Raw genomic sequence first — 12,187 nt, 5'->3', positions numbered from 1 at the left:
GGCGGGACCCCGGCTCGCCGACCTCCGGGCGGGACTCGACCGGCGCGGGCTCGACGACGGCACGGATGACGTCGGTCCGCGGCCCCTCCTCCTCGCGCGCGGCGCGGGAGGCGTCGACGTCCACGGGCGCGAAGTGGCCCGTCAGGTCGTGCGCGGGCCAGACCTGCGGGTCCTCGGCACGCCGCTGCTCGTCGTCCACCTCGGCGATGGCCTGCGCCAGCGCGGTGGCCGGGATGAGCGCCGTCTCCTCGGCGGACGCGGGCCGGCGCTCCGGCTCGTCCTCCTCCACGTGACCGCTCGGGACCTCGTCCTCGTCGTAGACCTCGCGGACCGGCTCCTCCCGCCACACCTCGCGCGGGTGGAAGACCTCGACCTCGGGCGGCGCGGTCGGCTCGTCCTGCGGCGGCGCGACCTCCGCCACCGGCACGGCCGGCATGAGGCGGGTCTCCTCGACGGGCAGCTCCGGCTCCTCGTCCGGCACGTACTGGCGGCCCCGGGACGCGGGCTCGTGGCCGTCGCGGTCGTCGGTCTCCGGCGCCAGGCGCTCGAACAGGCTGCGCGGGCGGTCCACGTCGGGCTCCGGGGCGTCGTGCCGCTCCTCGAAGTCCGACAGGGGGCGGTGCTCGTCGTCCAGCTCGTCCTGGTACGCGTCGCGCTGGTCGAGCTTCATGTTGGACACGTCGTAGCGCACGGGCTCGGCCGCGGCCTCGTGGCGCGGGCGCTCGGGCGTCTCCTGGCGCGAGGGCGTGAGCGCCTCGTCCGCCGGCGACCGGGGCGGGTCGACGTGCCAGCTGTCGAACTCGTCCGGCTGCTCCGGCGACCGGGACGTGGCCGGCGACGACCCCGAGGACGACCCCGAGGACGTGGGCCGCGGCGAGGTGAGGAGGCGTTCCTCCAGGTCTTCCAGCTCCCGCTTGGCCGGGCGCACCATGACCAGCCAGGTCAGTGCGACGCCTGCCACGAAGGACAGCAGGCTCCACAGCCACACCTGCCCGAAGAGCGAACTCACGGGAGACCCTCCCACTGCTGCTTGTCACACACCCCGACACGCTCCGCTTCCGGGCATTCACCCAGTTGGGGAAGCGGTGCAAAACTACCCTGACCACCCGGTCCGGCGCGTGGGGCCGGCCAGACCTGCGACCAGGCTTCGATAGTAGGCCACTTGGAGCAACTGACCAGCCAAAACGGCTGGCGTACAGTAGCCCTTGTGCCGCCGTTGACCAACTCCGCCGCTGTTCCGACGGAAGTCAACCGCACGAACCGCGGGATCGCCTTCGGCGTCGGCGCGTACTTCCTCTGGGGCATCGTGCCCGCGTACTGGCCGCTGCTCCAGCCGGCCGGGTCCGTGGAGATCCTGGCCCACCGGATCGCGTGGTCGCTGGTCGTCATGGCCGTCGTCACCGCCGTGCTGGGCCGGTGGGCGGGCATCCGGCGGCTGTCCGGGCGCGGCTGGGCGATGGTGACGGCGGCGGGCGCGCTGATCGCGGTCAACTGGGGCGTCTACATCCACGCGGTCAACACCGGGCACGTCGTGGAAGCCGCCCTCGGCTACTTCATCAACCCCCTCGTGAGCGTGCTGCTCGGGGTGTTCGTGCTGCGCGAGCGCTTGCGCCTGCCCCAGTACGCCGCCCTGGCGATCGCCGTGACCGCCGTCGTCGTGCTGGCCGTCGACTACGGCAGGCTGCCGTGGATCTCGCTGGCGCTGGCCTGCTCGTTCGGCGTCTACGGGCTGCTGAAGAAGACCGTGCCGCTGGAGGCGACGGCGAGCCTCACCGCGGAGAGCCTGGTGCTCGCCCCGATCGCCGTGGGCTACCTGATCTGGCTCGGACCGGCCGGGACGTTCCAGTCGCACGGCTGGGGCCACGCGCTGATCCTCGTGTCGACGGGCGTCGTCACCGCGATCCCGCTGATCCTGTTCGGCGCGGGCGCCCGGCTCGTGCCGCTGGTGACGATGGGCATGCTCCAGTACCTGGCGCCCGTGCTGCAGTTCGCGTGGGGCGTGTTCGTCATGCACGAGCCGATGCCCACGTCCCGCTGGTTCGGGTTCGGGCTCGTCTGGCTCGCCCTGGCGGTGTTCACGGTGGACGCCGTCCGCGTCCGCCGCCGCCTGCCGGTCTCCGACCTGCCCTGACCTGCCCCGACCTGCCCCGGCGGCCGGCCACCAGGCCGGACCCGCCTAGTGCGAGCGGGTCACCACGTAGTCGCTGACCGACTCCAGCGCGTCCCGCGCGGCACCCGCCGGCAGCACGTGCAGGGTCGCCCGAGCGCGTGCCGCGTAGTCGTCCAGCGTCCGCCGCGCCCGCACCAGCCCGCTCGACGCCCGCAGCAGCTCCAACGCCTCGACCACCTCGGCGTCGTCGGTGATGGGCCCCGCCAGCAGCTTCGCCAGCCGCGAGCCCGGCTCGTCCTCCAGCGCGTACAGCATCGGCAACGTCTTCACGCCTTCGCGCAGGTCCGTGCCGGGCGTCTTGCCCGACTCCTCCGACGGCGACGCGATGTCGATGACGTCGTCGGAGATCTGGAACGCCGCTCCGATGACCTCGCCGTACGCGCGCAGCGCGTCCACCTGCTCAGGGGTGACGTCGGAGAACATCGCGCCGAACCGGGCCGCCGTGGCGATCAGCGAACCCGTCTTCTCGGCGATCGTGGTCAGGTAGTGCGCGACCGGGTCCTCGCCCGCGCGCGGACCCATCGTCTCGCGCATCTGGCCGGTCACCAGCTCGGAGAACGTCTCCGCGATGATCCGCGCCGCGCCCGTGCCCAGGTCCGCGACCAGCGCCGACGCGTGCGCGAACAGGTAGTCGCCGGTGAGGATGGCGATGCTGTTGTCCCACTTCGCGTTGGCCGACTCCGCGCCGCGGCGCATCGTGGCCTCGTCCATGACGTCGTCGTGGTAGAGCGTGGCGAGGTGGGTCAGCTCGACCACCGCCGCGGCCTTCAGCACGCTGTCGCGGTCCCACTCGGTGCCGAACTGGGCGGACAGGATGGTGAACAGCGGGCGGATGCGCTTGCCGCCCGCGGTCACCAGGTGCAGGGACGTCTCCATCACCGGGTGGAACTCGCTCTGCACGACCTTGCGCAGGAGCTGCTCCACCTCGGCCAGCCCGTCCTGAACCACCTCCGCGAGCACGGGGTCCGACAACCGGAACCCCGTCCCCGCCCGCTCGCTACTGGTCACGGCTAGAGAGCCTACGTACCGCTAGAAGATGAACGCGCCGGCACCCGCCCAATCGAGGGCGAACGACGGGTAGACGCCCAGCACGAGCGTGATCGCCGCGCCGAGCGTGATGGCGACCGTGGTGAACGCGCCGGGCACGCTCACCGTCGGGCCGTCGGCCGCCGGCTCGCTGAAGTACATCAGCACGATGACCCGCAGGTAGAAGAACGCCGCCACGGCGCTCGCCACCAGGGCGATCACCACGAGGGGCGCCATCCGGGCCTCCACGGCCGCCGCGAACACCACGAACTTGCCGACGAACCCGCTGGTCAGCGGCAGACCGGCGAGGGCGAGCAGCAGGAACGTGAACACCCCCGCCACCACCGGGGACCGCTTGGCCAGGCCCGCCCACTGGGACAGGTGCGTGGCCTCGCCGTCGCCGGTGCGCACCAGCGTGACGATGCCGAACGCGGCCAGCGTGGTGAAGCCGTAGGCCAGCAGGTAGAACATCGTGCCGGACAGGCCCTGGTCGTTCAGCGAGATCACGCCGACCAGCAGGAAGCCCGCGTGGGCCACCGACGAGTACGCGATCATCCGCTTCACGTCGGTCTGGGTCAGGCCGAGGATCGCGCCGATGACCATGGACACGATGGCCACGCCCCACAGGACGCCGTTCCACTCCCAGCTGGAGCCCTCGAACGCGCCGTAGAACACGCGCAGGATGCCGCCGAACGCGGCGACCTTCGTGCAGGCGGCCATGAACGCCGTGATCGGCGTCGGCGCGCCCTGGTAGACGTCCGGCGTCCACGCGTGGAACGGGCCGACCGAGGCCTTGAACAGCAGGCCCACGACCAGCAGGCCGAAGCCCGCGTAGAGCAGCGTGTCGGAGCGGTCCGTCGCCGTCGTCGCGTTGGCGATGTCGGCCAGCTTCACGGAACCCGCGAAGCCGTACAGCAGGGCCACGCCGTACAGGAAGAACGCCGACGCGAACGCGCCGAGCAGGAAGTACTTCACCGCGGCCTCCTGCGACAGCAGGCGGCGACGGCGGGCCAGGCCGCACATCAGGTACAGCGGCAGCGACAGCACTTCCAGCGCGATGAACATGGTGAGCAGGTCGTTCGCCGCGACGAAGACCATCATCCCGCCGAGCGCGAACAGCGTCAGCGGGAAGACCTCGGTCTGCATCTCCAGCCGACCGGCCAGCGCGCGGGTCCGGAACACGCCGCCGCTCGGCGTCGCCTCCGGCACGAACGCGCCGCCCGGCTCGACGGACCGGTCCGCGATGAGCAGCACCGCGCCGAGGCCGAGCAGCAGCAGCGTGCCCCACAGGAAGATCACCGGGCGGTCGACCGCGATGGTGCCCGCCAGGGTCAGCTTGCCCTGCGGGGCGGTGCCGTCGGCCGACGCGTGCAGCGCCAGCGCGCCACCCGCGCCCGCCAGCGTGAGCAGGGTCAGCACGACCTGGCTCGGCCAGCGCTGGGCCTTGGGCAGGAACGCCTCGACGAGCACGCTGAGGCAGGCCGCGCCGAGCACGATCAGCAACGGCGCGACGGCCCCGTAGTCGATCTCCGGGGCTTGCAGCCGTTCCACGTTCTGCGAGAGGAACGTCGTCACGTCACTTGCCTTCCTGCGCGACCGGGTCGGCCACCCCGACCTCGCTGAGCGTCGCCCCGACGGACGGGGTGATCACGTCCAACACCGGCTTCGGGTAGAAGCCGAGCACCAAGATCAGTGCCACCAGCGGCGCGAGCACGGCCAGTTCGCGCTTGTTCAGGTCCGGCACCGACGCCCGTTCCGGGTCGACCGCCGCGCCGGGGCCGCCGACCGCGTCGAGCAGCGCCGTGCCGCGGACCGGGCCCTGGAAGACGCGCTGGTACAGCCACAGGACGTACAGCGCGGCGAGCACCATGCCGATGGCCGCCAGGATCGTGTACACCGGCTCGTTCGGGTAGGAGCCGATGAGCACCAGGAACTCGCTGACGAACGAGTTGGTGCCCGGCAGCGCCAGCGACGACAGGCCGGCCACGAAGAACAGGCCGCCCAGCACCGGGGTCAGCTTGGCCATGCCGCCGTAGTCCTCGATCAGGCGCGAGCCGCCGCGGGCCATCACCATGCCGACGACCAGGAACAGCATGCCGGTCGAGATGCCGTGGTTGACCATGTACAGCACCGCGCCCGTGCCCGCCTGCGAGCTGAACGCGAAGATGCCGAGCGCGATGAAGCCGAAGTGCGCGATCGACGTGTACGCCACGAACCGCTTCATGTCGGACTGGCCGACCGCGAGCAGCGAGCCGTACAGGATGCCGACCACGGCGAGGATCAGCACCAGCGGCGCGAGCTCCTTGCTGGCCGCCGGGAACAGCGGCAGGCAGTAGCGCAGGAAGCCGAACGTGCCGATCTTGTCGAGGATGCCGACGAGCAGCACGCCCGCGCCGACCGGCGCTTCCGCACCGGCGTCCGGCAGCCACGTGTGCAGCGGCACCAGCGGCGCCTTGATCGCGAACGCGACGAAGAAGCCGAGGAACAGCCAGATCTGCGTGGACAGCGGCAGGTCGCGCGTCACCGTGACCAGCGTGGCCCAGTCGAGCGTGCCCTGGCCGATCTTGTCCGCGCTGACGACGTACAGGCCGATCACCGACGCCAGCATGATGAGGCCGCCGAGCAGCGAGTACAGGAAGAACTTCATCGCCGCGTACTGCCGGTTGGGCCCGCCGAAGCGGCCGATCAGGAAGTACATCGGGACCAGCACGGCCTCGAAGAACACGTAGAACACGAACACGTCGGTGGCCGCGAAGACACCGACCATGCCGGTCTGCATGGCCAGCAGGAGGGCGAAGAACCCGCCCGCGCTGCGGCCCTCGGGCAGCTTGTCCGCCCACGAGCCGCCGATGACGATCGGCACCAGGAACGCGATCAGCGCGATCATCACCAGCGCGATGCCGTCCACGCCGAACGACAGGCGCACGCCGAAGGCGGGGATCCACTCGGCCGAGCTGGTGAGCTGCAAGCGCTCGCCGCCCGGGTCGAACGCCGTCCACGCCAGCACCGCCAACAGCAGCTCCACCAGCGAGAACGCCAGCGCGACCGTCTTGGCCACCCGGTCGTTGCCCCGCAGGAACGCCACCACCAGGCTGCCGACCAGCGGCAGCAGGAGCAGCGCGATCAGCGTCCAGCTCACGAGAACCTCACCATCAGCAGCGCGCCCAGGACGAAGACCGCACCCAGGAGCATGGAGAGCGCGTACGAGCGCACGAACCCGGTCTGCATCCTGCGCAGCCGGCCCGAGCTACCGCCCAGCAGCGCCGCCGACCCGTTGACCAGGCCGTCGACGCCCTTGTTGTCCACGAACACCAGCGCGCGGGTGAGCCAGGTGCCCGGCCGCGCGAACAACGCCTCGTTCACCGCGTTGCCGTACAGGTCGGCGCGCGCGGCGCGGACCGGGAACGACACCCGCTGCGGCCGTTCCACCGGCTGCGTGCCGCGGCCGAACAGCAGGAACGCGATGAGCACGCCCAGCGCGGACAGGCCGAGCACCAGGATGTTCACCACGCCGTGCGAGAGCACGCCGTGCTGCTCCCGCAACTCGCCGAGCGACGGCGTGAGCCAGCCGGCCAGGTTGTGGTTGGACTCGAAGAAGAAGCCCGCGCCGATCGAGCCGAACGCCAGCACGATCATCGGCACCGTCATCGACAGGCCCGACTCGTGCGGGTGGTACTCGCGGCCGTCGGCGGACTTCAGCCCGGTGTAGCGGGGCTTGCCCAGGAACACCAGGAACAGCAGGCGGGTCATGTAGAACGCGGTGATGCCCGCGCCCAGCGCGGCCACGCCGCCGAACACCCAGCCGCGCCAGCCCGGCTCGCTGAACGCCGCCGCGATGATGGCGTCCTTGGAGAAGTAGCCGGACAGGAACGGGAACCCGATCAGCGCCAGGTAGCCGAGCGTCCACGTGACGAAGGTGATCGGCATCTTCTTCGCCAGGCCGCCCATCCGCCGGATGTCGCCCTCGTCGTTCATGCCGTGCATGACCGAACCGGCGCCGAGGAACAGGCCCGCCTTGAAGAAGCCGTGCGTGAGCAGGTGCATGATGCCCAGCGCGTAGCCGACCGGACCGAGGCCGACGGCCAGGATCATGTAGCCGATCTGGCTGACCGTCGAGTAGGCCAGCACCTTCTTGAAGTCGTCGTACGCGCAGCCGATGATGCAGCCGATCAGCAGCGTGAGGCCGCCGATGATCATCACGACCAGGCGGCCGTCGGCGCTCAGGTTGTAGATCGGGTTCGCGCGGGCGATCAGGTAGACGCCCGCGGTGACCATCGTCGCCGCGTGGATCAGGGCGGAGACCGGGGTCGGGCCCGCCATCGCGTCCGGCAACCACGCCTGGAGCGGGAACTGGCCCGACTTGCCGCACGCGCCGAGCAGCAGCAGCAACGTGATGGCCAGGACCTCGGCCGACGAGAACTCGCCGACGCGGGCGAACACCTCGGTGTACTGGGTGGTGCCCAACGTCTTGAACATCAGGAAGATGGCGATCGCCAGGCCCAGGTCACCGACCCGGTTCATGAGGAACGCCTTCTTCGCGGCCGACGCCGCCTCCGGCTTGTGCTGGTACCAGCCGATCAGCAGGTAGGACGCGAGACCGACGCCCTCCCAGCCGAAGTACAGCGTCACGAAGCCGTTGCCGAGCACCAGCAGCAGCATCGCGGCGACGAAGAGGTTCAGGTAGCCGAAGAACTTCCGCCGTCCCGCCTCGTGCGCCATGTAGCCGATCGAGTAGATGTGGATCAGCGCGCCCACACCGGTGATCAGCAGCACGAACGTCAGGGACAGCGGGTCGAGGCGCAGCCCGAACTCCACGTTCAGCGCGTTCACCGGCACCCAGTCGAACAGGTGCACCTCGGTGGTCCGCTCCTCCGGGCTCAGGCCCAGCGTGGAGAAGAACAGCGCGACCCCGTACGCGAACGCGGCGATCACGGTGGCGCAGCCCAGCAGGTGACCCCACTTGTCGGTGCGCTTGCCACCCACGAGCAACACGAGCGCGCCGAAGGCCGGCAGGGCGAGCAACAACCAGGCGAGACTGCCGATCCCGCTGGCGGCAACAGGTTCCGTCACCGTGGACCTCTCAGTACTTCAGCAGGTTGGAATCGTCGACCGAGGCCGAGCGACGCGTCTTGAAGATCGCCATGATGATCGTCAGACCGACCACGACCTCGGCCGCGGCGACGACCATCACGAAGAACGCCATCACCTGGCCGTCGAGCTGCCCGTTGATGCGGGCGAACGTGACCAGGCTGAGGTTCACCGCGTTGAGCATCAGCTCCACGCACATGAACACCACGATGGCGTTGCGCCGCACCAGTACGCCGACCGCGCCGAGGCTGAACAGCAGCGCGGACAGCAACAGGTAGTACGTAGGGGTCACGACGACTCTCCCTTGAGCGCGCGCGCGTCGGGCTGGTGCCCGGTGCCGGACACCTCCGCGACGTCGTCTTCGAGACGGTCCTTGGCGGTCGTCTCGATCAGCTCGGACAGGGACTCGGCGGCCACCGAACCGTCCGGCAGGAGGGCGGGCGTGGCCACCGAGTTGGCGGTGGCGAACACGCCGGGGCCGGGCAGCGAACCGGGGCGGTCGCCGCGGAAGCGCTCCTCGACCAGCTCGCGCTGGGTCTTCTTGGCGTCCTTGCCGGTGCGCGAGGCGAACGCGAGCACCATCGCGCCGACCGCCGCCGTGATCAGCAGCGCGGACGTCAGCTCGAACGGGAACAGGTAGTCGGTGAACAGCGCCTCGCCGATGTTGGCGACGTTGCCGCCGTTGCGCGTGTTCTGCTCGGCCAGGCCGACCGGCTGCACGTCGGTCAGCGCGCGGGCGACCGAGGCGACCACGATGCCGGCGAAGCCGACGCCGATGACGGCCGCCGCGAGCCGCTGCCCGCGCAGCACCTCGACCACGGAGTCCGAGCTGTCCCGGCCGACCAGCATCAGCACGAACAGGAACAGCATCATGATCGCGCCGGTGTAGACGATGATCTGCACGAAGCCGAGGAACGGCGCCTGCTGGACCATGTAGAGCACACCGAGGCTGAGCATGGTGAGCACGAGCCACAGCGCGGAGTGCACCGCGTTGCGGGCGAAGAGCATGCCGAGCGCGCCGGCCAGGGCGAGCGGGCCGAGGATCCAGAACGCGACCGCCTCGCCGGTGGTCACGGTGTCCACCGCCCGCTGGACGGCGTCGGGCTGCTGGGCCAGGAGGGAGGAGATCATCGACCCGCTCCCGGAACCTGCTCGGCCTGGGCCTTGTCCCCTTGGGCGGCCAGCTGCGGACCGTTCACGTAGTAGTCCTGCTCGTTCTCGCCGAGCCGCATCGGGTGCGGCGGCTGCTCCATGCCGGCGAGCAGCGGCGCGAGCAGGTCTTCCTTGGTGAAGATCAGCTTCTGCCGGTCGTCGTCGGCGAGCTCGTACTCGTTCGTCATGGTGAGCGAGCGGGTCGGGCACGCCTCGATGCACAGGCCGCAGCCGATGCAGCGCAGGTAGTTGATCTGGTAGTCGGCGCCGTAGCGCTCACCCGGGGAGTACCGCGCCTCCTCGGTGTTGTCGCCACCCTCGACGAAGATCGCGTCCGCCGGGCACGCCCACGCGCACAGCTCGCAGCCCACGCACTTCTCCAGCCCGTCCGGGTGCCGGTTGAGCTGGTGGCGGCCGTGGAACCGCGGCGCGGTGACCTTCTTGACCTCGGGGTACTCCTCGGTGACGACCTTCTTGAACATCGTGCCGAAGGTGACGCCGAAGCCCTTGACGGGATCAAACACGCCCATCGCTGGCCTCCTTTTGTGAAGCTGCGGGTACCGCTGCCGGTTCCTGCGCCTGATCGCCGGTCGTCGGCAGTTGCGCGACCGGCACCTGCCGGCGCGGCGGGGACTTCGGGACCTGGAGGTCCAGCGGGGGCACCGGGAAGCCGCCGCCGGTGACCGGCACGGCGTCGGGGTCGTGCTCCTCCCGCTTGTCCGGCAGCAGGAACGCGATGAGCAGGACCACGGCGAGGAACCCGCCGATGACCATCAGCGCGGTGCTGGTCTCCAGACCGCCCTGGGCCTCCCACTCCTGGCGCAGGTAGCGGGCGAACGCCACCGCGACGAACCAGACCAGCGCGATCGGGACCAGGAACTTCCAGCCCAGCCGCATGAACTGGTCGTAGCGCAGGCGGGGCAGCGTGCCGCGCAGCCAGATGAACAGGAACAGGAAGGCCAGGGTCTTGATCACGAACCACAGCAGGCCGAACCAGCCGCTGTTGAGGACGTGGTCGTCGCCGACGAACGGGAACCGCCAGCCGCCGAGGAACAACGTGGTGGCCAGGGCCGAGACGGTCACCATGTTGACGTACTCGGCCAGGAAGAACAGCGCGAACTTCAGCGAGCTGTACTCGGTGTGGAAGCCGCCGACCAGCTCCGACTCGGCCTCGGGGAGGTCGAACGGCGCGCGGTTGGTCTCGCCGACCATCGAGCACACGTAGATGAGGAAGCTGACCGGCAGCAGGTAGAAGTACCAGCCGCTGCTCTGCGCGTCGACGATCTCGGCGGTGGACAGCGAGTGCGAGTGCATGACGACCGCGACGATCGACAGGCCCATCGCGATCTCGTACGAGATCACCTGCGCGGCCGAGCGCAGCGCGCCCAGCAGCGGGTACGGCGAGCCGGAGGCCCAGCCGGACAGCACGATGCCGTACACGCCGAGCGAGGAGCAGGCCAGCACGACCAGCACGCCGACCGGGAGGTCGACCAGCTGGAGGGCGGTGCGCTCGCCGAAGATGGAGACCTCGCCGCCCAGCGGGATCACCGAGAAGGCGACGAACGCGGGGATGCAGGAGATCACCGGGGCGAGGAAGAAGACCCACTTGTCCGCGAGGACGGGGCGGATGTCCTCCTTGAAGGCGAGCTTCAGGCCGTCGGCGAGCGACTGGAGCCAGCCGTTCGGGCCGACCCGGTTGGGCCCGGGGCGCTGCTGCATCCGGGCCACCACCTTGCGCTCCCAGTTGATCATGAACAGGGTCATGACCACGAGGAACGCGAAGATGCCGACGACCTTGACGAGGATCAGCCAGAGCGGATCGTCGGCGAGGAGTTCAGCGCTGCTCATGCCGTGCCTCCGACGGGCGAGGTGTTGGCGTCGGCGGAGCCCGCGGCCGGCGCCGACGACGTGATCTTCTCCGCGACGCCCGTGACCGCGGGCGCGACCGCCACCACGGAGCCGTGACCGGCGACCAGGTTCCGCCGCACGGTGACCGCGCCCGAGTTGCCGGGCAGCCACACGACGCCGTCGGGCAGGTCCGCCGTCTCGACCGGCAGCACGACCTCGCCGCGGTCGGTGGCGACGGCGATCTCGCCGCCGGGGTGGACGCCGAGGCGCTGCGCGGTGGCCGCGGACAGCTTGGCCACGACCGGCCGGGCGGTGCCCGCCAGGTTCGGCTCGCCGTCCTGCAGCGAGCCGTTGTCCAGCAGCCGCCGCCACGTGGCGAGGACCGCCTGGCCCTCCTTGGGCTGCGGCAGGAGTGGCGCGGGCACGGTCGGCGCGGTGGCGCTGGTCGTCGCGACGCCGAGCCGGGCCAGGTCTGCGGCGGCCGCCGCCGGGGTCTGGGTGAACAGGTCGGCGTCCATCTCGACGGCCAGCGTGTCGAGCACCCGGCCGTCGGGCAGCGCGCCCGTGCCCTCGATCGTGGTGCCGAACTGGCGGACGCGGCCCTCCCAGTTGAGGTAGCTGCCCGCCTTCTCGACCGCCGGGGCGATCGGCAGCACGACGTCGGCGTGCGCGGTGACCGCGCTGTGCCGCAGCTCCAGGCTGACCACGAAACCGGCCAGCTCCAGCGCGCGCTCGGCCAGCGCCGGGTCCGGCAGGTCGAACGGGTCGACGCCGCCGACCACCAGCGCGTCCAGGCCACCGCTCGCGGCGGCGGTCAGGATGCCGGTGGTGTCGCGGCCGGCCTGCGCGGGCAGCGCGCCCGGCTCCAGTCCCCACGCCTGCTCGACCTCGGCGCGGGCCGCC

Annotated in this window: 10 protein-coding genes and 1 pseudogene; 1 reads left to right on the top strand and 10 read right to left on the bottom strand. The window is 70.8% G+C overall.

Going from position 1 to position 12,187, the window contains the following annotated elements; all coding sequences use genetic code 11:
* Positions 1-1,009, bottom strand: a pseudogene (locus ACFQ3T_RS28595) (hypothetical protein); the annotation flags it as partial.
* 198 nt (positions 1,010-1,207) lie between these two features.
* Between ACFQ3T_RS28595 and rarD the strand changes: the two are divergent.
* Positions 1,208-2,131: an EamA family transporter RarD gene (rarD, locus tag ACFQ3T_RS28590; RefSeq protein ID WP_380727808.1), complete on the top strand. Its 924-nt coding sequence runs from the start codon at positions 1,208-1,210 to the stop codon at positions 2,129-2,131.
* Positions 2,132-2,176: 45 nt separating this feature from the next.
* Here the strand turns inward: rarD and ACFQ3T_RS28585 are convergent, their stop codons facing one another.
* The 9 genes from ACFQ3T_RS28585 to ACFQ3T_RS28545 all read right to left on the bottom strand — a co-directional run.
* On the bottom strand, positions 2,177-3,178 hold the full coding sequence (locus ACFQ3T_RS28585; RefSeq protein ID WP_380727806.1) for a polyprenyl synthetase family protein: 1,002 nt from the start codon (positions 3,176-3,178) through the stop codon (positions 2,177-2,179).
* Between the two features lie 21 nt (positions 3,179-3,199).
* A complete protein-coding gene (nuoN, locus tag ACFQ3T_RS28580; protein ID WP_380727804.1) occupies positions 3,200-4,771 on the bottom strand; it encodes an NADH-quinone oxidoreductase subunit NuoN in 1,572 nt (523 codons plus the stop codon).
* A gap of 1 nt (position 4,772) precedes the next feature.
* Positions 4,773-6,335 carry an NADH-quinone oxidoreductase subunit M gene (locus ACFQ3T_RS28575; protein WP_380727802.1) on the bottom strand — a complete coding sequence of 521 codons (1,563 nt, stop codon included), beginning with the start codon at positions 6,333-6,335 and terminating at the stop codon, positions 4,773-4,775.
* Complete coding sequence (nuoL, locus tag ACFQ3T_RS28570) at positions 6,332-8,266, bottom strand: NADH-quinone oxidoreductase subunit L (protein ID WP_380727800.1); 1,935 nt, start codon at positions 8,264-8,266, stop codon at positions 6,332-6,334. The genes ACFQ3T_RS28575 and nuoL overlap by 4 nt, the downstream gene beginning before the upstream one ends.
* A gap of 10 nt (positions 8,267-8,276) precedes the next feature.
* A complete protein-coding gene (gene nuoK / locus ACFQ3T_RS28565; RefSeq protein ID WP_033436657.1) occupies positions 8,277-8,576 on the bottom strand; it encodes an NADH-quinone oxidoreductase subunit NuoK in 300 nt (99 codons plus the stop codon).
* Complete coding sequence (locus ACFQ3T_RS28560; RefSeq protein ID WP_380727798.1) at positions 8,573-9,415, bottom strand: NADH-quinone oxidoreductase subunit J; 843 nt, start codon at positions 9,413-9,415, stop codon at positions 8,573-8,575. The genes nuoK and ACFQ3T_RS28560 overlap by 4 nt, the downstream gene beginning before the upstream one ends.
* Positions 9,412-9,966 carry an NADH-quinone oxidoreductase subunit NuoI gene (nuoI, locus tag ACFQ3T_RS28555; RefSeq protein ID WP_380727796.1) on the bottom strand — a complete coding sequence of 185 codons (555 nt, stop codon included), beginning with the start codon at positions 9,964-9,966 and terminating at the stop codon, positions 9,412-9,414. The genes ACFQ3T_RS28560 and nuoI overlap by 4 nt, the downstream gene beginning before the upstream one ends.
* The gene (nuoH, locus tag ACFQ3T_RS28550; protein ID WP_380727793.1) at positions 9,953-11,284 is read right to left on the bottom strand and encodes an NADH-quinone oxidoreductase subunit NuoH; all 1,332 of its coding nucleotides are present in this window, start codon (positions 11,282-11,284) and stop codon (positions 9,953-9,955) included. The genes nuoI and nuoH overlap by 14 nt, the downstream gene beginning before the upstream one ends.
* A partial coding sequence (locus tag ACFQ3T_RS28545; RefSeq protein WP_380727791.1) for a molybdopterin-dependent oxidoreductase occupies positions 11,281-12,187 on the bottom strand: 907 nt, incomplete at its 5' end. The genes ACFQ3T_RS28545 and nuoH, both read right to left, overlap by 4 nt.

Source organism: Saccharothrix hoggarensis (assembly GCF_042678885.1).
Classification (GTDB): domain Bacteria; phylum Actinomycetota; class Actinomycetes; order Mycobacteriales; family Pseudonocardiaceae; genus Actinosynnema; species Actinosynnema hoggarensis.
Note: the sequence above shows the minus strand (reverse complement) of the source record. Positions and strands in the feature narration are given on the sequence as shown.

Bases quoted from the DNA above. Each gene is read 5' to 3' on its own strand.
- ACFQ3T_RS28560 (WP_380727798.1), bottom strand. From the start codon at position 9,415: ATGATCTCCTCCCTCCTGGCCCAGCAGCCCGACGCCGTCCAGCGGGCG.
- nuoI (WP_380727796.1), bottom strand. From the start codon at position 9,966: ATGGGCGTGTTTGATCCCGTCAAGGGCTTCGGCGTCACCTTCGGCACG.
- nuoH (WP_380727793.1), bottom strand. From the start codon at position 11,284: ATGAGCAGCGCTGAACTCCTCGCCGACGATCCGCTCTGGCTGATCCTC.